This is a genomic window from Aeromicrobium sp. Leaf272 (assembly GCF_001422865.1).
In the GTDB taxonomy this organism is placed as follows: domain Bacteria; phylum Actinomycetota; class Actinomycetes; order Propionibacteriales; family Nocardioidaceae; genus Aeromicrobium.
On sequence record NZ_LMMY01000014.1, the window covers coordinates 371,795 to 393,632 of the forward strand.

Sequence of the window (21,838 nt, forward strand, 5' to 3'; positions counted from 1 at the left end):
TCGGGCCCGACCCAGCACCTGTACTGACCCGGCACGAGGGTGCCGGACGAGGAGGAATCATGGCCGGACAGCGCACCCAGCAGCTCGCTGACCGCATCAAGGTGATCATCGCCCAGATGCTCGAGCGTCGGGTCAAGGATCCGCGTCTCGGCTTCGTGACCATCACCGACGTCCGGCTCACCGGTGACAACCAGAACGCCTCGGTGTTCTACACCGTCATGGGTGACGAGCGGGCCATCGCCGACACCGGCGCCGCGCTCCGCAGCGCCACCGGGCTCCTGCGGGCCGAGGTCGGCAAGCAGCTCGGGACGCGGCACACGCCCACGCTCGAGTTCTTCCTCGACGCGGTGCCCGAGACGGCACGCCAGATCGAGGACCTGCTGGCCAGGGCGCGCGAGATCGACGAGCGCGTGGCCGCGGAGTCGGCCGGCGCGCAGTACGCCGGCGACCCCGACCCGTACAAGCAGCCCCGCACGGACGAGTCGTCCGACGAGGACGACGGACGCGCATGAGCCCCGTGGGGCTGGTCGTCGTCGACAAGCCCGCAGGCTGGACGTCGCACGACGTCGTCGCGCGCACCCGACGCCTGGCCGGGACGCGCAAGGTCGGTCACGCCGGGACGCTCGACCCGATGGCCACGGGTGTGCTCGTGCTCGGGGTCGGACGTGCGACGCGGCTGCTCGGCCACCTGCAGCTGGCCGACAAGGAGTACCTCGCCACGATGCGGCTGGGGCAGACCACCGTGACCGACGACGCCGAGGGGGACCTGCTCGAGCAGGTCGACGCCTCCGGCATCGGCGAGGCCGACGTCCGGGCCGCGGTGCTGCCGCTGACCGGCGACATCGAGCAGGTGCCGACCGCGGTCTCGGCCATCAAGGTCGACGGCAAGCGGTCCTACGCGCGGGTCCGGGCCGGCGAGGACGTCCAGCTGGCGGCGCGGCCGGTGACGGTCTCGACCTTCGAGGTCACCGACGTGCGCCACGTGGACGTCGACGGCACCCCCGTGGTCGACGTCGACGCCCGGGTCGTGTGCTCCAGCGGCACCTACGTCCGCGCGCTCGCACGCGACCTCGGCGCCTCGCTCGGGGTGGGCGGCCACCTGACCATGCTGCGGCGCACCCGGGTGGGCGGCTTCGGCCTCGACGTCGCCAGCACGCTCGAGGAGCTCGAGCGTTCGTGGACCCACGTGGATCTCGACGCCGCGGCGCGGGCGGCGTTCGTGTCGATCGACCTCGACGAGTCCGCCGCTCAGGAGGTGCGGTTCGGGCGCGCGCTCACCGGCACCGCTCTCGGTCACGACGGCCCGGTGGCGCTGTTCGCGCCCGACGGAGCCTTCCTCGCGCTCTACGAGCAGCGCGGCCCCGACGCCCGGGCGGTCGCCGTCTTCGTGTGAGCGGCACCGAACGAGGACGTGTCGGTCGCACGATGTCCTAGGGTGACGCCGTGGCTCGCATCTCGACCCGAGGTCTCCTCTGGCGCCCCCTGCAGACCTGGTTCCTCTCCGTCGTCGGGATCGTCTCGGGCCTGATGCTCACGACCAAGGTGCGCAAGATCCTGCGCGCCGGCGGGCAGAAGCCCTTCCCGACCGTCGCGCCGCTGACGCTGCCCGTCGGGCAGGAGAACCACGCCACCACGTACACCTACGGCGAGGACCTCTACGCCGACATGCTGGCGGCCATCCGTGGCGCCCGGACCCGTGTGCTCTTCGAGACCTTCATCCTCAAGGCCGACGAGGTCGGTGCCGAGTTCAAGCGGGAGCTCGTGGCCGCTGCCGAACGAGGCGTCCACGTGCACGTGATCTACGACGGGTTCGCCAACCTCGTCGTGCCGCGGTCCTTCCTGCGCTTCCCGCCGAGCGTGCACGTGCTGCGGTTCCCCGTCCTGAACTCCGGGCTGCAACCCTTCAACCCGCGCCGGTGGGGGCGTGACCACCGCAAGATCCTGGTCGTCGACGACAAGGTCGGCTTCGTGGGCGGCTACAACGTCGGGTCGCTCTACGCGACGCAGTGGCGCGACACGCACCTGAAGGTCGAGGGCGCCGCGGTGTGGGACCTCGACAACGCGTTCATCGACTTCTGGAACGACCGCCACCCGGTGCGGATCGAGCCCCTGGGCGAGGCCAGCTGGGAGCCGACGGTGCGGGCCCACCGCAACGTCCCGCAGCAGCTGGTGTTCCCGATCCGCGGGATGTACCTGGAGGCGATCGACCGTGCGCGGCACCACGTGCACATCACGGCGGCCTACTTCATCCCCGACCACGACATCCTGCGGGCGCTCCTCGACGCGCGGTCACGGGGCGTCGAGGTGACGATCATCGTGCCCGAGATCAGCAACCACGTCGTGGCGGACTGGCTGTCGCGCGGGTTCTACGGCGAGCTGTTGAGGCACGGCGTGCGGATCCAGCTGTACCAGGACGCGATGGTGCACGCGAAGACCATGACGATCGACGGCCACTGGTCGACGGTCGGCACCGCCAACATCGACCGACTGAGCCTCACGGGCAACTACGAGATCAACCTCGAGGTGATCGACCCGAACCTCGCCGAGCATCTCGAGCGGGTCTTCGAGACGGACCTGGAGAACTGCCGCGAGCTCACCCTCGAGCAGTGGCAGTCGCGGCCGTTCGTGGCCCGGGCGTGCGAGCTGCTGCTCACCCCGCTGCGACCCCTGCTCTGAGGTGCGTGACCGGTGCGGACCCGCGCATGAGAGTCCTCTCATCGGGGTCTCACGGAGGGCTCACGGGCGCTGGCGAGAGTGAGGGCATCACATCGACACCAGGAGGAACCATGAAGCTCTCAGTCCGCACCGGAATCGCCGCCGTCGCCGGCACCCTCGCCCTCGGCACCGCCGGGTTCGCCCTGTCGGCGGCCAACGCCGACGACACCGACCGCGACCCCGCCCTCAAGCGCGAGGACACCAGCACCTCGTGGACGGTGCCGGCCGCCGACGACGATGACGACGACCGCGACGGCCGCGACGACGACCTCAACACGCAGGTGACCGCGCAGACGGCCAACACGGCTCAGACCGCGCAGACCCGGAACACGGCCCCCACGGCCAACACCAAGAACACGGCGCAGACCAAGAACACCGCGCCGACGAAGAACACGGCCAAGACGGTGCAGTCGGCTCCCACCAAGAACACCGCCAAGACGGTCCAGTCGGCGCCCACGAAGAACACCGCGCCGAGCGCCCCGACCAAGAACACCGCCCCGACGAACGACACGAACAGCTGATGTCCGACGACCGCTGGGGCCTGGCCGGGGGCGACGAGATCGCCCCCGGCCTCACGGCCGTGAAGGACCTCGGGGGAGGCACCGTCTACGAGGCGTGGCTCGCCTTCGACGAGCGCCTGCACGCCCCCGTGGTCGTCAAGGTGCTGCGGCCCGGCCACGTGGAGGACCCCGCCTCGCGCGCCGGCTTCGACCGCGAGATCGGGCTGCTGTCGCGGCTGGCGCACCCGGGCATCACGCGGGTCTTCTCCTACGACGACGAAGCCGAGCGCCCGTACTTCGTGCTGGAGCACGTGGACGGTCCCAATCTCTCGCGCCTGATCGGCAAGCACGGTGCGGTCCCCGAGCACCAGCTGCTGCCGCTGGCGCTCGAGCTCGCGTCGGTGCTGCACTACCTGCACGGTGAGGACGTCCTCCACCTCGACATCAAGCCGAGCAACGTCATCATGGGCTCGCCGGCCCAGCTGATCGACCTGTCCGTCGCCCTGGACGCCTCCGAGGCCGCCGCCCTCGACCACGCGGTCGGCAGCGACGAGTACATGGCCCCCGAGCAGTGCCTGCCGGGGGAGCGCGGCACCGTCGGTCCCGCGGCCGACGTCTGGGGCCTCGGCGCGACGTTGTTCCGCGCCGCGGCCGGCTTCCGCGCCTTCGACCGCGACCCGCGCTGGGCCCAGCTGCAGGACGAGCCGAAGCCGCTTCCCGCCCACGTGCACCCGGGCGCCGCCGACCTCATCAACCGCTGCCTCGACCCCGACCCGGCGGCGCGTCCCACGCCGACGCAGATCGCGCACGACCTCGAGCCGATGATCGCCGGCCTGCCCAGCGCCCGGTTGTCGGGGTTCACGCTGAAGCGCTGAGCCTCTTCGTCGTTGCGTAGCCGTCTGTCCGGGTCTCGACCTGCGGTTGCGTCGCTGTGGCTGGGTCGTTCCTTGCTGCTGCGTCGCTGTGGCTGCGAGTCGACCTGCGCTCCGAAAGGGCCCTCGACCGGCGGTCGGGTGCGGGGTCGGCCGGGCTCTCGGAGCGTGGCTCGGGGGGACGCAAGGTTCTGCGTTGGAGCGTGAGAGCTTGAAGGATGCTGCGTTCCGGTCCGGATCCCGTCGTGAACGCAGCATCGTTCGGGGTCCTGCACGCGAAGGCAGAATCCTGCGTCCGCGGGGCTTCGGTGCACGGCGGGTGGGCAAGGATTCTCCCTTCTCGTGGACCGTTCAACGCAGATGGAGAATTCCTGCCCTCGAGGACGTCATGTCGTCGCCGTGATTCTTCCTTGACGAGGCACGGTCCACGCGAAGGAAGAATCGTGCGCGTATCCCGCACAGAAGAAGAATCGTGGCCGCGCCCCGCAGACCCAGCCGAGCCCAGACCCCCGGTCCGGTCGAGGCCCTTTCGGAGACCACGCCCACTCGCAGCCACAGCGACGCAGCAGCACCTGAAGGCCCAACGGCAGCGACGCAGCAGCACGTGAAGGCCCAACGGCAGCGACGCAGCAGCACGTGAAGGCCCCACGGCAGCGACGCAGCAGCACGGAAAGACCCAGCCACGGCGACGCAGCATGCCGGGAGGACCTCAGTCCACTCGGTACCCCAGCCCCCGCACGGTGGTGACGAGCTCGGCACCCAGCTTCCGTCGCAGGTACCCGACGTAGACGTCCACGACGTTGGAGCCGGGGTCGAAGTCGTAGCCCCACACGTGCGAGAGCAGCTGCTCACGCGACAGGACCTGACCACGGTGGCTCATGAGGACCTCGGCCAGCGAGAGCTCGCGGGCCGAGAGCTCCACCTCGCGCTCGCCGACGTAGGCCCGCCGCCGACGCAGGTCCAGCCGGACGTCGCCGGCCACGAGCTCGTCGTCCGGGGCGGCCTGGGCGGGGGAGCGCAGCCGCAGCCGCACACGGGCCAGCAGCTCGGCGAAGCGGAACGGCTTGCTCATGTAGTCGGCGGCGCCGCCCTCCAGCGCCTGGACCGTGTCGGTCACCGAGTCGCGGGCGGTCAGCACGATGACCGGCAGCTCGGGGCGCTCGGCCTGCACACGCTCGAGGATGGTGAACCCGTCCAGGCCGGGCAGGCCGATGTCGAGGATCATCAGGTCGAACGGGCCGGTGAGGGCGTAGTCGAGCCCGCTCACGCCGTCCGCGACCACCGTGGGGGTGAACCCCTCGGCCTTGAGGCCCTTGGAGACGAACGAGGCGATGCGGTCCTCGTCCTCGACCACCAGGATCCGGTTCACCACTGTCCTCCTGCCGGGACGACCAGCCGGAACGTCGCGCCGGTGCCACTGGTCGGTCCATGGTCGCTCGTGCCGTGCTCGTCGGCTCTCGGCCCATCAGTGCTGGGTTCGTCGAGCACCACCTGGCCCTCGTGGGCCCGGGCGATCACCGCGACGATGGAGAGCCCGAGGCCGAAGCCGGCGTGCTCGTCCTCGCCCTGCGAGAAGCGCTCGAAGATCGTCTCACGCAGCGCGGGCGAGACGCCGGAGCCCGTGTCGCGGACCCACAGCTCGACGTTCCCCTCGTGCAGGCGCGAGCCGATGCCGATCTCGTCACCGGCGGCCGTGTGGCGGACGGCATTGTCCGCCAGCTGGAGCAGCGCCTGGGTGATGCGTTGCGGATCGACCTCCACCGTCGTGCGCGCGACGCCGTCGAGCACCCACGCGCGCTCCGCGAGCCCGCGGGCTCGCTCCAGCACGCCGACCGTCAGGGCCTCGACGTCGGTGCGCTCGAGCCGCACGAAGTCGGGACGCTCGGCCTTGGCGAGCAGCAGGAGGTCGTTCACCAGCCGGGTCATCCGGTCGATCTCGTCGAGCAGCAGCACGCGGGTCGTGCGCACGTCGTCGGGGTCGGTGAGGTCGAGGACCTCCAGGTGACCCTGCAGGACGGTGAGCGGGGTGCGCAGCTCGTGCGCGGCGTCGTCGAGGAGCCGACGCTGGCTGGCGAACGCCTCCTCCAGGCGGTCGAGCATGTCGTTGAACGTGCGCTGCAGCTCGCTCAGGTCGTCGTTGCCGCTCACCTCGAGCCGCCCGCTCAGGTCACCTTCGGTGATCCCCTGCGCGGTCTCACGGAGCCGGCGCACGGGGGAGAGGAGACGGCCGGCGAGCCACGACGCGATCGCGGAGATCAGCACCACCGACAGCGCACTGAGCAGGGCGTAGGTGACCATCAGCTCGTCCAGCTGGTTGCGCGACTCGCTCACGTCGTGCGAGACGACGAAGGAGGCGCGCTCGGATCCCTGCTCCACCGGCTGGACCGCCACGCGGTAGTCGCGGTCGGCGACGGTCAGGTCGGCCACGCCGCCTGCGGTCTGGAGCCGCTCGACCAGGGCCGGGAAGCGCGGCGAGGTGCGCAGCGCCCGTTGGCCCTCGCCGACGAACGTGGGCTTGCCCGTGACGGGGAACTGCCAGAGGTTCTCCTCGGCGTCGGGCACGTTGCGGGACAGGAAGAACGCGATCAGGCGGTCGGGGTCGGCGAACCGTTCGCCCGTCTCCGGGTCGACTCCCTCGGCCTGGAGGCGACGCAGCTCGCCGACCTCCTGGGCCAGGCTGGTGTCGATCACGCGGTCGATGCGGCGCGACTCGAGCACGAAGAGCGTGGCACCGACGGCGACGAGGGCCGCCGCCGTCAGGAGCGCGACGGCGGCGGTGAGACGTTGGCGGACGGAGTAGCGGGGGCTGCGGCTCACGTCCACGGGTCGCTCCTGCGTCCACGGCGGAGCCGGGGAGGGAGGTCAGTCGTCATCGTCGTCCCGGTCGTCCCTGTCGTCATCGTCGTCGTCATCATCGTCGATGGGGCGCGGTGTCTGGGGGACGCGCTCGTAGTCGTCGTCGTCATCGTCGTCGTCCGCCGACGGGGTCGGCGACGGGGTGGGGGTGGGGCTCGGGGTGGAGCTCGTCGTCGTCGGCACCGTCACGGGGGCGAAGTCGCCGGCCGGTGCGTCGTCCTGCGCCACGACGCGCGCCGCCACGATGCCGAGCAGCACGACGGCGACCCCCACGACGAGGGGGACGAGGAGGCGGGAACGCGTCATGCGCACACTGTGCCGCACGGAGCACCTCGCCACGATGAGGTGGCGATGAGAGAACTCTCATCGAACGTCACCGCGCACGCGTGCCGCGAGCGCCGCTGTGGCACAGTTCTGGCGTGGCCACGTGGACAGAGCTGGGCGGGGCGTCGACCGCGCCGATCGCCGAGGACTCCGCCGTCACCATCGGGACGTTCGACGGCGTCCACCGAGGGCACCAGGCGCTGCTGCAGCGGACGCGCGAGGTAGCCGACGGTCTGCCGGTCGTGGCCGTGACCTTCGAGCCGCACCCGGTCGCGGTCTTCGCCCCCGAGCGGGTCCCCGCCCGTCTCACGTCGCTCGAGCGCCGCGTGCAGCTGTTGCTCGAGCCGGCGCCCGGCGTGCGCGGGGCCGACCACGTCCGCGTCCTCGACTTCGACCGCGAGATGGCCTCCTGGTCACCTCGCGAGTTCGTCGAGCGCGTGGTGGTCGAGCAGCTGCGGGCCCGTCACGTGGTGGTCGGGGAGAACTTCACGTTCGGCGCCAAGGCCGCCGGCACCACGGAGGTGCTGCGCGAGCTGTGCGCCGAGCACGGCTGCTCGGCCGACGCGCTCACGCTCGTGGGGGACGCCGAGGCACGGGGGGACGACGGATCCGGCACCTGGTCGTCCACGCGGGTGCGGGGTCTCGTCGCCGAGGCCCGCCTCGCCGAGGCCGCAGCGGTGCTCGGCCGCCCGCACGAGGTGGACGGCGTGGTCGTCCCCGGTGACCGCCGTGGCCGAGACCTCGGGTTCCCCACGGCCAACGTCCCGGTCGACGCCGGGTACTGCGTCCCGCCCGACGGGGTCTACGCCGGTCGCCTCGTCACCGGCGACGCCGCCTACCCGGCCGCCGTGTCCATCGGGACGAACCCGACCTTCGCCGGCACCGAGCGGCGGGTCGAGTCCTACGTGATGGACCACGGGCACGACCTCGACCTCTACGGACGCGCCGTGCGGGTGGAGCTGGTCGAGCGACTGCGCTCGATGGTGGCCTACGAGGGCGTCGACGCCCTCGTCGAGCAGATGCACGCCGACGTCGACGCCGCCCGCGCCGTGCTCGCTCGACCGTCCTGACCCGGGCGATTCGCCTGGAGGTGCCGCCCGCTGATAGCCTGGCAGGCGGCGTACCAACGCCCACGGATCATCAGAGCCCCGGTGGACATGCCCGGGAGCGCCGTGCAACGACCTCCCAGGAGAAGAATGTCGAAGAAGACCGCTGCCCCCACCGTCGCCGGCACGCCGCGTGACGAGATCATCAAGCAGTACGCCCGCAGCGAGGGCGACACCGGCTCCCCGGAGGTCCAGGTCGCGCTGCTCACCGAGCGCATCTCGCACCTGACGGAGCACCTGAAGGAGCACAAGCACGACCACCACAGCCGTCGTGGCCTGCTGCTGCTCGTCGGCCAGCGCCGTCGGCTGCTCAACTACCTCCAGGCCAAGGACATCGAGCGCTACCGCTCGCTCATCGAGCGCCTCGGTCTGCGTCGCTGACTTCGATCAGGCGGTCTCCCCAGTCGGGGTGGCCGCCTGATCCGCATCCGGGCTCGCCCAGGTCGTAGGACCTGGACGACCGCCCACCACAACTGAACATCGACACATCCACGGACGAGAGCCGCCACGTCGGGTCCGGTCCTCGGTAGTGGCCCTCGGGACGGCGATCGCCGCGCCGCGGGCCTCGATCGAAGACCGAAGGCCATCATCACGGCAGGTCCGGAGCTCGTCCCACCGCGCGACGACCGTCGCGAGAAGGGACTTCTATGTCCGACTCCATCCACACCACCGAGACCGTCATCGACAATGGTCGTTTCGGTACCCGCACGATCCGTTTCGAGACGGGTCAGCTCGCTCGCCAGGCCGCCGGCTCCGTGTCCGCGTTCCTGGACGACGACACGATGCTGCTCTCGGCCACCACGGCCGGCAAGCACCCCAAGGACCACTTCGACTTCTTCCCCCTCACGGTCGACGTCGAGGAGCGGATGTACGCCGCGGGACGCATCCCCGGCTCGTTCTTCCGTCGTGAGGGCCGCCCGGGCGAGGACGCGATCCTCACCTGCCGCCTGATCGACCGCCCGCTGCGGCCGACCTTCAAGAAGGGTCTGCGCAACGAGGTCCAGGTCGTCATCACGGTCCTGGCCCTGAACCCCGACACCCCGTACGACGTGCTGGCCATCAACGCCGCCTCCGCGTCCACGCAGATCTCGGGCCTGCCGTTCTCCGGTCCGATCGGCGCCACCCGCGTCGCCCTGATCGACGGCCAGTGGGTCGCCTTCCCGACGCACAGCCAGCTCGAGGACGCCGTGTTCGACATGGTCGTCGCGGGCCGCATCGCCACGCAGGCCGACGGCTCCAGCGACGTCGCGATCATGATGGTCGAGGCCGAGTCCACCGAGAACACCTGGGACCTCGTGCAGTCCGGTGTCCAGGCGCCCACCGAGGAGGTCGTGGCCGGTGGCCTCGACGCCGCCAAGGGCTTCATCCGCCAGCTGTGCGAGGCGCAGCAGCAGCTCGCCGAGGCCGCGGCCAAGCCCGTCCAGGACTTCCCGGTCTTCCTCGACTTCCAGGACGACGTCTACGACGCCGTCGCCGCAGCCGCCTCCGGCCCGCTGGCCGAGGCCCTCACGATCTCCTCCAAGGCCGATCGCGAGGACCGCGAGAGCCAGATCAAGGCCGACGTGCTCGACCAGCTCGGCGAGCAGTTCGAGGGTCGCGAGAAGGAGGTCGGTGCCGCGCTGCGTGCCGTCACCAAGAGCCTCGTCCGCCAGCGTGTGCTCCGCGACAAGGTGCGCATCGACGGTCGTGGACTCGCCGACATCCGTGAGCTGTCGGCCGAGGTCGGCGTCATCCCGCGCGTGCACGGCTCGGCCCTGTTCCAGCGTGGCGAGACCCAGATCCTGGGCGTGACCACGCTGAACATGCTCGACCTGGTGCAGAAGCTCGACACGCTGAGCCCCGAGAGCACGCGTCGGTACATGCACAACTACAACTTCCCCCCGTTCTCCACGGGTGAGACGGGCCGCGTCGGTTCGCCGAAGCGCCGCGAGATCGGCCACGGTGCGCTCGCCGGCCGCGCGCTCCTGCCGGTCCTGCCCACCAAGGAGGAGTTCCCCTACGCGATCCGTCAGGTCTCCGAGGCGCTGAGCTCGAACGGCTCCACGTCGATGGGCTCGGTCTGCGCCTCGACGCTCGGTCTGCTCAACGCCGGTGTGCCGCTGCGCGCCCCGGTCGCGGGCATCGCGATGGGCCTCATCTCCGGTGAGGTCGACGGCGCCACCGAGTACGTCACCCTCACCGACATCCTCGGTGCCGAGGACGCGTACGGCGACATGGACTTCAAGGTCGCGGGCACGCCCGAGTTCATCACGGCCCTGCAGCTGGACACCAAGCTCGACGGCATCCCCGCCGACGTGCTCGCCGGTGCCCTCACGCAGGCCAAGGGTGCGCGCCTGACGATCCTCGACGTCATGTCCGAGGCCATCGACGCGCCCGACGAGATGAGCGAGTTCGCCCCGAAGATCATCACGGTGAAGGTGCCGGTCGACAAGATCGGCGAGGTCATCGGCCCGAAGGGCAAGATGATCAACCAGATCCAGGACGACACCGGCGCCAAGATCTCGATCGAGGACGACGGCACCGTCTACATCGCCGGCGAGGCCGGCGGTGCGGCCGACCGTGCGCGCGACGCCATCAACGCGATCGCCAACCCGACGATGCCCGAGGTCGGCGAGCGCTACCTCGGCACCGTCGTCAAGACGGTCGACTTCGGTGCGTTCATCGCGCTCTCGCCGGGCAAGGACGGGCTGCTGCACATCAGCAAGCTGCGCGACCTCAACGGCGGCCAGCGCGTGAACAACGTCGAGGACGTCGTCTCGGTGGGCCAGAAGATCCAGGTCCAGATCGCCGAGCTCGGCGACCGCGGCAAGATCTCGCTGATCCCCGTCCCCGAGGACGCAGCTCCCGAGGACGCCACCGACGAGGCCCCGGCCGACGCCGAGGAGTCCACGGACGCCTGATCGGTCCACGTCACGAGGCCCTCACCCCTTCGGGGGTGGGGGCCTCGTCGCGTTCGGTCCGGGCGGTCGACGGGGTCACGGCCCTCGGCGTGAGACGATCCGCGAGATGACCGACTTCCGTGAGCGCGCCGCCGCGCTCGATGCTGCCGACCCGCTGGCCGTGTACCGCCAGCAGTTCGTGCTCGACGCCGACATGGTGGCCTACCTCGACGGCAACTCGTTGGGTCGGCTGCCTCTGCGCACGCGAGAGCGCCTCGCCTCGTTCGTGCGTGACGAGTGGGGCAGCCGTCTGATCCGTGGCTGGTCGGAGGGCTGGACCGAGCTGCCGGTCGAGGTGGGCGACGAGGTGGGCGCCCTCGTCGGTGCCGCACCCGGTCAGACGGTGGTGGCCGACTCGACGTCGATCTGCATCGCGAAGGCCCTGCACGCCGCGGCGTCGATCGTGCCCGGACGCAGCCGGATCGTCGTCGACGCCGGCGACTTCCCGACCGACCGCTACCTGGCGTCGCACGTGGCGGCAGCCCGTGGCATGGAGCTGGTCACGATCGAGCGTGACTCCGAGGGCGACCTGACCGATTCGTTGGACGCCGTGCTCGACGAGCGCACTGCCGTCGTGCTGCTGAGCCACGTCGACTACCGGTCCGGCGCCCTGCTGGACCTGGCCGCGCTCACCGACCGGGTGCACGCGGCCGGTGCCCTGGTCGTGTGGGACCTGTGCCACTCGGTCGGGGTGGTGCCCACCGCGCTCGACGCCGCGGGCGTGGACCTCGCGGTCGGCTGCACCTACAAGTACCTCAACGGTGGACCGGGCTCACCGGCGTTCCTGTACGCGGCGGCTCGCCACCTCCCCGTGCTCGAGCAGCCGCTGCCGGGCTGGTGGAGCGCCGACGACCTCTTCGCCATGGCCGACGACTACCGCCCCGCCGCGGACGCACGTCGGTTGCTGTCGGGGACGCCGAACGTCGCCGGCCTGCTGGCGGTGCGCGAGGGTGCGGCCATGGCCGCCGAGGCGGGCGTGGACGCAGTGCGGGTCAAGTCGGTGCTGCTCACGTCCTTCGCGATCGACGCGCTCGACGTGCTGGCCGCCGACGGCAGTCCGGTCGAGGTGGTCACACCGCGTGACGCGGCACGTCGCGGTGGTCACGTGACCGTGCGGGTCCCCGACGCGCGCGCCGTCACGGCTGCGCTGGTGGACCGTGGCGTGGTGCCCGACTTCCGCGAGCCCGACCTGGTGAGGCTCGGGCTCGCGCCCCTCACCACGTCGTTCGCGGAGCTGCACGCCGGGCTCGTGGTGCTGCGCGACGTGCTCGCTCGATAGCCTGAGGTCATGACTCGTGTAGCCGTGCTGGGCGCCCGTGGGCGCATGGGTTCGACCTCCGTCGAGGCGCTCGACGCCGCCGACGGGATCGAGGTCGTCGCCCAGGTCGACGTCGGCGACTCCATCGACCTGGTGGGGGAGTCCGGAGCCGAGGTGGCCCTCGTCTTCACCACGCCCGACGTGGCGCTCGACCAGGTCCTGTGGTGCATCGAGCGCGGGGTGCACGTGGTCGTGGGCACCTCGGGATTCGACGGCGAGCGGCTGCGGTCGGTGCGTACGGCCGTCCACGAGCGCACCGGGGTCTCGGTGCTCGTGGTGCCCAACTTCTCCATCGGCGCGGTGCTCCTCATGCGCTTCGCCGCCACGGCCGCGCCCTTCTTCGAGTCCGTCGAGGTGATCGAGATGCACCACCCTGCGAAGGTCGACGCCCCCTCGGGGACGGCCGTCCGCACGGCCGAGCTGATCGCGGCCGCCCGCGCCGAGGCCGGTTCGCCGCCGGTCCCCGACGCCACCACCACCGACCCCGACGGTGCTCGGGGTGCCCAGGTCGACGGGATCACGGTGCACGCCGTGCGCTCGCGTGGCTTCGTCGCGTCCCAGGAGGTGCTCCTGGGCGGCGAGGGGGAGATCCTGAGCCTGCGGCACGACTCGTCCACGCGGGAGTCGTTCATGCCCGGCGTGGTGGCGGCCGTGCGTCACGTGGCCGACCGGCCGGGTGTCACCGTCGGTCTCGACGTGGTGCTCGGCCTCGGCGACTGATGGAGGTCGCGTACGCGCCCGGTCGGGTGGCGGACGTAGTCGGCGACGGTCCCACCGTCCTGCTCTGGCACGGCTCCGGCCCGAACGAGCGCCGCGCCCTCGCCCGACTCGCCACCGCCGTGACTGCGTCCGGGCACCGGACCGTCACGCCGGACTGGGACGTGACCTCCTCTGACGGCGGACGCGCCGACCTGCTGACCTCCTTGCGCTTCGCCCGGGAGACCGCTGACCACGATCCCGACGACCTGGTGCTCGTCGGCTGGTCCCGTGGGGGCGTCGCCGCAGCGAGCCTCACCCTGAACCAGCGACGTCTCGGGGTCGGCCTCGCACGCACGGTCTGCGTCGCCGCCGCTCCGTTCCCTCGCGCCGACCCGATCAGCGGCGCGATGCTCGGACCGGCGTCGCCGCCGGTGGCGCGCGGGACGTCGGTCGCGTTCGTGACCGGGCTGCGGGACGAGCGGACACCGATCGACGAGGTGCGCGCCGTCCACCGGCAGTGGAACCACGTGGGCTGGCCCACGACGTTGCACGAGCTCGACGCCGACCACTTCTCCGTGGTCGAGGACCACGCCGAGGACGTCGCCGCCGTCGTGGTCGGCTGACCCGGGGCTACAGACGCAGGAGGGCGGCGCTGAGGGCTGCTGCCCCCACCACGGCGAGGAACGGCACACGCAGCACCAGCAGCACCGCCGCCACCGCGACGGCGGCCAGGCGCGCGTCGACGGCGACGCGCTGTCCGTCGGCCAGCACCTGCACGGCCACCAGGGCACCGAGAAGAGCCACCGGGATGAGGTCGACGGCACGTCGGGTGGCGGGGTGCTCGAGGACCCGCTCCGGCACCGAGAGCCCGGCGAGCTTCAGGGCGTAGCAGCCGACGCACGTGAGCACGATGCCCAGCCAGGTGGCGCTCACGACGCGGGCCGTCCGAGCCGGTCACGCAGCAGCAGACCTGCCGCGACGGCCACCGCGCCGCCGGCGATGATCGGCACGCCGGCGGGGGAGAGCGGCACCAGGCCCAGGGCCACCCCGGCGCCGACCAGCGCGACGACCCGGGCGAGTGCTCCGGACAGGCGTGGCCAGAGCAGGGCCAGGAACGCCGCGCCGACCGCGGCGTCGAGCCCGTAGGTGCGGGGGTCGCCGATCGCGGTGCCCGCGAGCGCGCCGGCGAGGGTCGACAGGTTCCACAACAGGTAGATCGAGGCGCCGGTCCACCAGAACCCGAGCCTGCCGAGGACGTGGTCGCGCTGGGCGACGGCGACGGCCGTCGACTCGTCGATCACGAGGTGCGCGCCCAGGGTCCTCCGCACCCCGGTGAGACGCAGGATCGAGGCGAGGCTGAGACCGTAGAACAGGTTGCGCGTGCCCAGCAGCACGGACGTGAGGGCACCGGTCAGCGGAGCTCCGCCGGCCGCGACCACGCCGATGAAGGCGAACTGGGAGGCACCGGTGAAGGCCACCAGGGACAGCACGCACGTCTGCAGGACGCTGAGTCCCGACGCGGTGCCCAGGGCGCCGAACGAGACGCCGTAGAGACCGGTGGCCACGCCGACCCCCAGGGAGTCGGCCACGACTCGGCGACGGGCGGCACTGGGTGGGTCGGGGGAGCGGTCGCTCACTCCTCGACCAACGAGGTGACGAGTCGCACCTGCTTCACGGTGTGGGCGCCGGTCTCGTCGGCGAGCTCACGGTGGGCCCCGTCGGCGGCCCACCCGGTGCCGACCACGAAGGCTCGCAGGGCGTCGTCGGTCGTGGGCAGCCACCACCGGGCTCGCTCGAAGCCGTCGGCGCGCAACGTGTCGATGGCGGCCTGGAGCAGCCGCGAGCCGTGACCCTCGCCGCGGTGGCCGGGGTCGACCAGCAGCTCGCCGACCTCGCCGTCGGCGACCTGGTCGGCGTCGGGGTCGTGGCAGGGGTGCACGAAGGCCACCCCGCGGAGCGTGGCCTGCTCGAGCGCGACGAGCACCCGGGCGCGAGCGTCCGGGGGAGTCGTGAGGAGTGCGTGCCACGCCGGGGCGACGTCGACGGTGGTCATGTCCCCGAAGGCGTCACGCCAGGCGGCCTGCTGGACGGTCGCGATCGCCGCCACGTCGTCGGGCCAGGCGAGCCGGACGCTCACGTCGGCGGTCACCACGACCGGAAGCTCTCGACGAGTCGTGTCTCGGCGCCCTCGGCCTCGAGCATCGCGGCGGTCATGGTCAGGTTGCGCAGGCCGGGCCACGTCTCGAAGCCCAGCAGGAACAGGCCCGGGACCCCGGCGAGCAGGATCGGCCAGCCGCCCCAGGTGCCCACGAACGAGACGAGGATCGCCAGCAGCACGGACGCCTCGCAGAACATCAGCTTGCGCACCGTCTGCGCGGCGTAGATGCCGATCGCGCGGCGCTCGAGGTCGTCGGGGTCGTCGTCGGGATCGAGCGGGGAGGCCTGCAGCCAGACTCGTTCGGAGAGCACGGCGGCGACCACGACCACCAGCAGCAGCGCCGCCAGCAGCCACCACGGCGGAAGATCGGCGTCGGTACCGCCGAGGGCCAGGAAGATCAGCGTCATGAAGCCTGCGGTCAGACCGATCTGCAGGAGGGCGAAGCGGCGGACCTCCTGCGGGGAGGCCTCGTACTCGGCGAGGGGCACGACCAGAGTTTCGCACAGGACCTGTCGGCGTCGGCGGGTATCCTCCGGAGCATGCAGGCCTACCTCGACCTCGTCCGCCGGATCCTCGACGAGGGCGTCGAGAAGGGCGACCGCACCGGAACCGGCACCCGCAGCGTGTTCGGGCACCAGATGCGCTTCGACCTCACGGCCGGGTTCCCGCTGGTCACCACCAAGAAGGTGCACCTCAAGTCGGTCGTCGGCGAGCTCCTCTGGTTCGTCTCGGGCGACACCAACACCCGGTGGCTCCGCGAGAACGGCATCACCATCTGGGACGAGTGGGCCGACGAGAACGGCGACCTCGGGCCGGTCTACGGCCACCAGTGGCGCTCGTGGCCGACGCCGGACGGCGAGACGATCGACCAGCTGGTGGGTGTCATCGAGTCGCTGAAGGCCGACCCGGACTCCCGGCGCCACATCGTCAGCGCCTGGAACGTGGCCGACCTGCCCGCCATGGCGCTCGCGCCCTGCCACGCCTTCTTCCAGTTCTACGTCGCACCGGCCGACGACGGGGGCCCGGGCCGTCTGTCGTGCCAGCTCTACCAGCGGTCGGCCGACGTCTTCCTCGGCGTGCCGTTCAACATCGCGTCCTACGCGCTGCTCACGCACATGGTCGCGCAGGTCGCCGGGCTGCGGGTGGGCGACTTCGTCCACACCTTCGGCGACGCGCACCTGTACCTCAACCACCTCGACCAGGCCCGCCTGCAGCTCGAGCGCGAGCCGCGCCCCCTGCCCGAGCTGTGGCTGGACCCGTCGGTCACGAGCATCGACGGGTTCACCCTGGACTCCGTCAAGGTCACCGGGTACGACCCCCACCCGGGCATCAAGGCACCGATCGCCGTCTGAGCACACGCATGACTACCGCCACCACCACGCTCGTCGTCGCGATGGGCGCCAACCGGGTGATCGGGGTCGACGGCGCCCTGCCCTGGCGGCTCCCCGAGGACCTGGCCCACTTCAAGCAGCTCACGCTCGGCCACCCGATGGTCATGGGGCGGGCCACGTACGAGTCCATCGGCCGGCCGCTGCCGGGCCGCACCACCATCGTCGTCACCCGCGACCCGCGGTGGAGCGCCGAGGGTGTCGAGGTGGCGCACTCCCTCGACGAGGCGCTCGACCGTGCCCGATCGCTCGACGACGAGGTGTTCCTGGTCGGTGGTGCCCAGGTCTACGCTGCGGCGCTCGAACGCGACCTGGTCGACGTCCTGGTGGTCACCCGCGTGGCCGCGGCGCCGGACGGCGACACGTACTTCCCGCGGATCGACTGGGAGCGCTGGCACGAGGCGGGCCGGGTCCCGCACGTCGGACCGGAGCCCGAGCGGGTGCCGTTCGACATCGTCACCTACGTGCGCGCCTGACCCGGCGCGCCGTCGGCCCCGGGCCTCAGTCGAGGTAGGTCGCCGCGAAGTCGTCGTGGTGGACCGGACGCCCGATCACGTACCCCTGGGCGAAGTCGACGCCCTCGGCGCGCGCCACGTCGAGGACGGCGCCCTCGGCCACGAACTCCGCGACCGTCCCCTTGCCGAGCGCCTTCGCCATGGCCACCACCGATCGCAGGATCGTCCGGTCGACACCGTTGCGGTGCGAGTCGGCCACGAACTCGCCGTCGATCTTGAGCAGGTCGAAGTCGAGGTGCTTGAGGTAGGAGAGGGACCCGAACCCCGCGCCGAAGTCGTCGAGGGCCAGCCGGCATCCGGTCGCCGCGACCCGTCGGGCGAAACCACGGGCGTTCTCGAGGTCGGAGACCGCCGCCGTCTCCGTGATCTCCAGCACGAGTGACTGCGGTGGGAAGGCACCCGAGGTGGCTGCCGAGACGATCATCCGTTCCAGCTCGGGATCGCCGATCGTCAGCCCGGACACGTTCACCTCGAGCACGAAGCCCGGCCGGACCCGCTGCAGGTCGGTCAGGATCGGCAGCGCATGGGCCAGGACCCAGCGGTCGAGGGCCGCGATGAGACCCGCACGTTCTGCGATGTAGAGGAATCGGCCGGGCATCACGAGAGCCCCGTCGGGGTCCCGCATGCGCAGCAGCGCCTCTGCGCCGGTGATCCGTCCCGACGCGACGTGCTGGATCGGCTGGAGGTGGAGCTCGAAGTCGTCGTGCTCGAGCGCGTGCTCGAGGCGCTCGCGCCAGCGCAGTCGCGCCCCGAGACGGGGGACCTCGTTCAGGGCGACACCGAGCACGGCGGCCCGGTCGCGGCCTGCGTCCTTCGCGTCGTACATGAGCATGTCGACCGTCGCGAGGGCGTCGTCACCGGACAGGCTGTCGGCGTAGGTGATCGGCAGGACTCCCACGCTGGCCGTGACCCGCCGCCGCGTCCCGTCGAGGGTCGCCGTGTGGTCGCGGATGCGTTCGACGAGTCGGTTCGCGAGCGCTGACGCCTCCTCCGGTCCCGCGGACGGCAGGAGCACTCCGAACTCGTCGCCGCCGAGTCGCGCCACGATGTCCGCGTCCCCCAGCTCGCGGCGCAGGACCGCGGCGACCGAGGAGATCAGCTCGTCGCCGGCCCGGTGCCCGAGCGTGTCGTTCACCTCCTTGAAGTGGTCCAGGTCCAGCAGGAGGAGCGCGCCGCGTGCCCCCGTGCGGCGGCACTCCACGAGGTGGCGTTCGAGGTCGCGGTCGAAGCGGCGCCGGTTCACCAGACCGGTGAGTGCGTCGTGGTCGGCCATGTGGGTGAGCTGGAGCTCGTAGCGCTGGCGGTCCGACACGTCGACGACGTTGACGATGATGTCGTCCGACGACGTGTCCTCGTCGGCTCGCAGTCGTGCCAGCGACAGGGAGAGGTGGACCACGTGGTCGTCGTCGGACTCCCACGTCCACGACGTGGTCGCGAGGCGCGCCGGGCTCTCGTCGAGCTCGGCCAGGAGACGTCGGCTGGACTCCGGGTCGGGGGAGAGGTCGACGAGGTTCCGGCCCACGAGCGCTCCCGCGGGGAGCGGCAGCATCCGCTCGAGTGCGCCGTTCACCTCGAGGACGACACCGTCGGCGTCGAGGACGGCGATGCCGTGCGGCGCGTCCAGGAAGAGGTGCTCGGCGCGGTCCCGGGCCCGAGCCACCTCGCGCTCACGCCGACGCTCCGCGCTGACGTCGCGCGCCACGATCAGTGCGCGTGGACCGTCCGCCGTGTCCAGGGGCGTGACGACGACGTGGTGCTCGTCCCCGGTGCGGGTCGCCGCGAGGTCCTCCTCCGACGTGGTGCCGTCGATGGCGAGCGGGACGAGCCGGTTCCAGATCGCCATGTTGACCGGTCCCGAGAAGGCATCGAGCGGCTGACCCACCTTGCCCTCGATCCCCTGACGCATGGCCCCGGCCCCGGCGACGAGCTCGATGGTCATCGACGGGTCGACGACGACGACCGTCGCGTCCGGCAGCTGGTCCGTCACCGTGCGCCATCGGGCTTCTGCGGCCGCGAGCCGGCGCTGGTCCGAGACCGCGGCAGTCGCGTCGATGGCGACGTGGAGGTAGCCGACCACGGTGCCGTCGTCGTGGCGGAGCTCGGTGACCGCGAGGCGCACGAAGATCCTCGTCCCGTCGGCGCGCAGGTAGGTCCAGACCTGGCTCGGCGCGTCCTCGGCGGCGAGCTCGGCGAGGACGTGCCCCGGGTCGCTGTCGCGGGCCGTCGCGGTGGCCGCGAGCTCCTGCGGGTCGTGCAACGACGAGACGTTCACGCGTCCCACGACCTCGACGGCTCGGTACCCCAGGAGGTGCTCGGCCCCCACGCCGAAGGACGTGATCAACCCGGCGCGGTCGGTCGCGATCATGCTGCTCAGTCGCGCGCCTCCCAGCAGGCCGCGCGCCTCGGCCGCCGCCTGCTGGTGCTCGCGCCGTTCGACGGCGAGACGGCGCACGACGTCCTGGATGGCTGGGCCGATGAAGAGGGAGACGCCCGTCCAGATGAGGGCCATCCGCCACCCGCTGGTGGGGTAGCGCGGATCGCCGATGAGCAGCGCGGGCACCAGGAAGAGCACCAGGGTGGCCAGGGCGGAGAGCCAGAGGTCCTTGCGGCGACCGAACAGGGCCAACCACAGGACGGGGAGCGCGACGAGCCCGCCCCCGCCGCCCATGGCGCCGCCGCTGACCTCGCGCGCGGCGGCGATCACCACGAAGAAGAACAGCGGGGCACCGGGATCGGCCCAGGTGCGTACCGGCGACGTGAGGCTGCGAGCGAGGATCGCGAGGGTGACGGCGAAGAGTGCCACCACGTGCCACGGCTGCACGGGTGTCGTCGACTCCGGGTGGGGCGGTACGAGGAGGCCGAGGAGGCCGAGCGTGCCGACCGCGACGAACGGGGCGGCGGTGCGCAGGGTCGGTCGGTCCCCGACCGGCGTGGCGCGGGTGTCCCTCGTCATGGCTCAGGGTAGGAGCGAGCCGGGGTCACGTGGCGGACCTGAGACCACTGACGACTGCATATTGACGTAGGTAACTTAATCTGTGCACCATGGTCGGGTGACCTACGACCCGACGCAACCGGCCTACCGGCTGCACACTCTCGTCTCGGCGCTCGACGCCGCGGCCGACCGCATGCTCGGCGAGTCGTTCGACATCAGCTACGGCCGGTTCCTGACCCTGGTCACGATCCAGGTGCTCGGCGCGCCCACTCAGGTCGAGCTCGCCGGCGCCCGTGGCGTCTCCGCACCCGCGGCCAGTCGGATGGTGCAGTCGCTGGTCGAGGCCGGGCTCGTCACCGCGACCCGGACGGACGGGGCGGGCAATCGTCGAGTCGTGCAGCTCACCGATGCGGGATCCACGCTCGTCGCCGACGGGGGACGGCTGCTGGAGTCCTCGTTCGAGCAGCTCCTGGCCGCGACCACCGTCACCGCCGACCAGGTGCGCTCGGTCACCGACCCCCTGCTCGCCCTCCTGAAGCCGGAGCTGTCATGACACCCCTGATCGCCACCCATGCCTTCGCCGCCGTCGTCGCGCTCCTGGTCGGGGCGTGGCAGCTCTTCCGGGGCCCGCGCGGCAACCAGGGGCATCGCGTGGCCGGGCGGGTGTGGGTCGTCGCGCTGATGTTCGTGGCCGCCTCGTCGTTCTGGATCCAGGAGATCCGGCCCGGGCACTTCAGTGCCCTGCACGCGCTCTCGGTGGTCACGCTGGTCACGGTTCCGCTCGGCATCCTCGGCGCACGGCAAGGTCGTATCCGCGACCACCGGTCTGCCATGACGGGCAACTGGATCGGGCTGGTGGGTGCCGGCATCGCCGCGGCGGCGGTGCCGGACCGCGCGATCCCGCAGCTCGTGGTGCACGACGCCGTCACCGCAGGTGTCGCGGGTCTGGCCGTCCTGGCGACCGCGGCCGCGGTCATCGGCGTCGGCCGCGTCGTCGACGCCGCCGTCGTGCCCCAGCCCTGACGACCTGCCCTGGCCACCAGTCCTGAGAGCCGCGCCGGAGGCGTGGGCCCCGAAGGTCAGGACAGGACGGCGAGCTGCCGGCTCTGTGCCACGAGGCGGCCCTGGTCGTCCCAGAGCTCGACGTCCTCGTCGTGGTAGCCGTGCACCACGTGGCGGGTCGTCACGTGCATCAGCGCCCACGCCGTCTCGGGGCGGCGGCGCAGGTGCACGGTCAGCTGGACGGTGGCGGAGGCCAGGAGCCCGAGCTCGGCCGTGACGGGCGGGTAGCCGTCGACGATGGCAGCGGCCGCGACGGCGTCGATCGGTCGGCCGTCCTTGGGGCGGACCCACACGCTCGCCTCGGGATCGCCGCTCGGCTCGCCACGCAGCCAGCCGGGGACCTCGGGCAGACGGACCTCGTAGCGGTCGACGATCGGGACCGCCCCGGACGGCACGTACCCGGAGACGTCGACGCCGTCGTCGGGCCCGCCGACGGGGGGTGCGCCGTGCGGGG

Annotated in this window: 23 protein-coding genes and 1 pseudogene; 15 read left to right on the forward strand and 9 right to left on the reverse strand. The window is 71.8% G+C overall.

The genetic code is table 11. From position 1 onward, the window contains the following. Positions 1-59 precede the first annotated feature (59 nt). The 5 genes from rbfA (at position 60) to ASF38_RS14665 (ending at position 4,090) form a co-directional block, all read left to right on the forward strand. Positions 60-512 carry a 30S ribosome-binding factor RbfA gene (rbfA, locus tag ASF38_RS14645; protein WP_056576930.1) on the forward strand — a complete coding sequence of 151 codons (453 nt, stop codon included), beginning with the start codon at positions 60-62 and terminating at the stop codon, positions 510-512. Beyond that, a complete protein-coding gene (gene truB / locus ASF38_RS14650; protein ID WP_056576933.1) occupies positions 509-1,393 on the forward strand; it encodes a tRNA pseudouridine(55) synthase TruB in 885 nt (294 codons plus the stop codon). Before rbfA ends, truB begins: the two co-directional genes overlap by 4 nt. Before the next feature lie 50 nt (positions 1,394-1,443). Beyond that, positions 1,444-2,676 carry a phosphatidylserine/phosphatidylglycerophosphate/cardiolipin synthase family protein gene (locus ASF38_RS14655; protein WP_056576936.1) on the forward strand — a complete coding sequence of 411 codons (1,233 nt, stop codon included), beginning with the start codon at positions 1,444-1,446 and terminating at the stop codon, positions 2,674-2,676. A gap of 110 nt (positions 2,677-2,786) precedes the next feature. Next, a complete protein-coding gene (locus ASF38_RS14660) occupies positions 2,787-3,236 on the forward strand; it encodes a hypothetical protein (RefSeq protein WP_055967432.1) in 450 nt (149 codons plus the stop codon). Next, positions 3,236-4,090: a serine/threonine-protein kinase gene (locus ASF38_RS14665; RefSeq protein ID WP_056554197.1), complete on the forward strand. Its 855-nt coding sequence runs from the start codon at positions 3,236-3,238 to the stop codon at positions 4,088-4,090. Before ASF38_RS14660 ends, ASF38_RS14665 begins: the two co-directional genes overlap by 1 nt. Positions 4,091-4,796: 706 nt before the next feature. On the opposite strand, the gene ASF38_RS14670 is transcribed toward ASF38_RS14665, so the two are convergent. Genes ASF38_RS14670 through ASF38_RS14680 form a run of 3 tightly spaced genes read right to left on the reverse strand, consistent with a single transcriptional unit; the run spans position 4,797 to position 7,249 of the window. Next, positions 4,797-5,456: a response regulator transcription factor gene (locus tag ASF38_RS14670; protein ID WP_055968550.1), complete on the reverse strand. Its 660-nt coding sequence runs from the start codon at positions 5,454-5,456 to the stop codon at positions 4,797-4,799. Continuing rightward, entirely contained in the window at positions 5,453-6,910 is a 1,458-nt protein-coding gene (locus ASF38_RS14675) for a cell wall metabolism sensor histidine kinase WalK (RefSeq protein ID WP_056576939.1), read from the reverse strand. The genes ASF38_RS14670 and ASF38_RS14675 overlap by 4 nt, the downstream gene beginning before the upstream one ends. A gap of 39 nt (positions 6,911-6,949) precedes the next feature. Beyond that, positions 6,950-7,249 carry a hypothetical protein gene (locus tag ASF38_RS14680; protein ID WP_056554203.1) on the reverse strand — a complete coding sequence of 100 codons (300 nt, stop codon included), beginning with the start codon at positions 7,247-7,249 and terminating at the stop codon, positions 6,950-6,952. A 113-nt stretch (positions 7,250-7,362) separates the two neighbouring features. Here ASF38_RS14680 and ASF38_RS14685 point away from each other — a divergent pair, with 113 nt between their 5' ends. From ASF38_RS14685 to ASF38_RS14710, 6 genes are all read left to right on the forward strand, one after another. Next, positions 7,363-8,337, forward strand: coding sequence for a bifunctional riboflavin kinase/FAD synthetase (locus tag ASF38_RS14685; RefSeq protein WP_235497751.1), 975 nt, complete (start codon positions 7,363-7,365; stop codon positions 8,335-8,337). 126 nt (positions 8,338-8,463) lie between these two features. Then, positions 8,464-8,754 (forward strand): 30S ribosomal protein S15, encoded by a 291-nt coding sequence (gene rpsO / locus ASF38_RS14690; protein ID WP_055967444.1) that lies wholly within the window; start codon positions 8,464-8,466, stop codon positions 8,752-8,754. Positions 8,755-9,020: 266 nt separating this feature from the next. Further along, the gene (locus tag ASF38_RS14695) at positions 9,021-11,273 is read left to right on the forward strand and encodes a polyribonucleotide nucleotidyltransferase (protein ID WP_055967446.1); all 2,253 of its coding nucleotides are present in this window, start codon (positions 9,021-9,023) and stop codon (positions 11,271-11,273) included. Positions 11,274-11,379: 106 nt separating this feature from the next. Then, complete coding sequence (locus ASF38_RS14700; protein WP_056576942.1) at positions 11,380-12,591, forward strand: kynureninase; 1,212 nt, start codon at positions 11,380-11,382, stop codon at positions 12,589-12,591. A 9-nt stretch (positions 12,592-12,600) separates the two neighbouring features. After that, positions 12,601-13,350, forward strand: a complete 750-nt coding sequence (dapB, locus tag ASF38_RS14705) for a 4-hydroxy-tetrahydrodipicolinate reductase (RefSeq protein WP_055967452.1) — start codon at positions 12,601-12,603, stop codon at positions 13,348-13,350. 26 nt (positions 13,351-13,376) lie between these two features. Next, positions 13,377-13,952 (forward strand): esterase, encoded by a 576-nt coding sequence (locus ASF38_RS14710; protein WP_156366935.1) that lies wholly within the window; start codon positions 13,377-13,379, stop codon positions 13,950-13,952. 7 nt (positions 13,953-13,959) lie between these two features. Here the strand turns inward: ASF38_RS14710 and ASF38_RS14715 are convergent, their stop codons facing one another. From ASF38_RS14715 to ASF38_RS14730, 4 genes are read right to left on the reverse strand one after another with little or no spacing between them, the layout of a single operon-like run. Continuing rightward, positions 13,960-14,262, reverse strand: a complete 303-nt coding sequence (locus ASF38_RS14715; protein ID WP_056576948.1) for an AzlD domain-containing protein — start codon at positions 14,260-14,262, stop codon at positions 13,960-13,962. Next, entirely contained in the window at positions 14,259-14,966 is a 708-nt protein-coding gene (locus ASF38_RS14720; RefSeq protein ID WP_055967461.1) for an AzlC family ABC transporter permease, read from the reverse strand. Before ASF38_RS14720 ends, ASF38_RS14715 begins: the two co-directional genes overlap by 4 nt. Beyond that, a complete protein-coding gene (locus tag ASF38_RS14725) occupies positions 14,963-15,481 on the reverse strand; it encodes a GNAT family N-acetyltransferase (protein WP_055967464.1) in 519 nt (172 codons plus the stop codon). The genes ASF38_RS14720 and ASF38_RS14725 overlap by 4 nt, the downstream gene beginning before the upstream one ends. Further along, on the reverse strand, positions 15,475-15,975 hold the full coding sequence (locus ASF38_RS14730) for a hypothetical protein (RefSeq protein ID WP_055967467.1): 501 nt from the start codon (positions 15,973-15,975) through the stop codon (positions 15,475-15,477). The genes ASF38_RS14725 and ASF38_RS14730 overlap by 7 nt, the downstream gene beginning before the upstream one ends. 51 nt (positions 15,976-16,026) lie before the next feature. On the opposite strand from ASF38_RS14730, the gene ASF38_RS14735 reads away from it, so the two are divergent. After that, a complete protein-coding gene (locus tag ASF38_RS14735) occupies positions 16,027-16,839 on the forward strand; it encodes a thymidylate synthase (protein ID WP_055967469.1) in 813 nt (270 codons plus the stop codon). An 8-nt stretch (positions 16,840-16,847) separates the two neighbouring features. Next, positions 16,848-17,351, forward strand: a complete 504-nt coding sequence (locus tag ASF38_RS14740) for a dihydrofolate reductase (RefSeq protein WP_056576951.1) — start codon at positions 16,848-16,850, stop codon at positions 17,349-17,351. Positions 17,352-17,376: 25 nt separating this feature from the next. Here the strand turns inward: ASF38_RS14740 and ASF38_RS14745 are convergent, their stop codons facing one another. Next, positions 17,377-20,343, reverse strand: a complete 2,967-nt coding sequence (locus tag ASF38_RS14745) for an EAL domain-containing protein (RefSeq protein ID WP_056576954.1) — start codon at positions 20,341-20,343, stop codon at positions 17,377-17,379. 97 nt (positions 20,344-20,440) lie between these two features. On the opposite strand from ASF38_RS14745, the gene ASF38_RS14750 reads away from it, so the two are divergent. Together ASF38_RS14750 and ASF38_RS14755 are read left to right on the forward strand one after the other, a co-directional pair. Further along, positions 20,441-20,875, forward strand: coding sequence for a MarR family winged helix-turn-helix transcriptional regulator (locus tag ASF38_RS14750; protein WP_056576956.1), 435 nt, complete (start codon positions 20,441-20,443; stop codon positions 20,873-20,875). Then, the gene (locus tag ASF38_RS14755) at positions 20,872-21,345 is read left to right on the forward strand and encodes a DUF2306 domain-containing protein (protein WP_056576959.1); all 474 of its coding nucleotides are present in this window, start codon (positions 20,872-20,874) and stop codon (positions 21,343-21,345) included. The genes ASF38_RS14750 and ASF38_RS14755 overlap by 4 nt, the downstream gene beginning before the upstream one ends. Positions 21,346-21,401: 56 nt before the next feature. Here the strand turns inward: ASF38_RS14755 and ASF38_RS18130 are convergent. Then, positions 21,402-21,838, reverse strand: a pseudogene (locus ASF38_RS18130) (acyl-CoA thioesterase domain-containing protein); the annotation flags it as partial.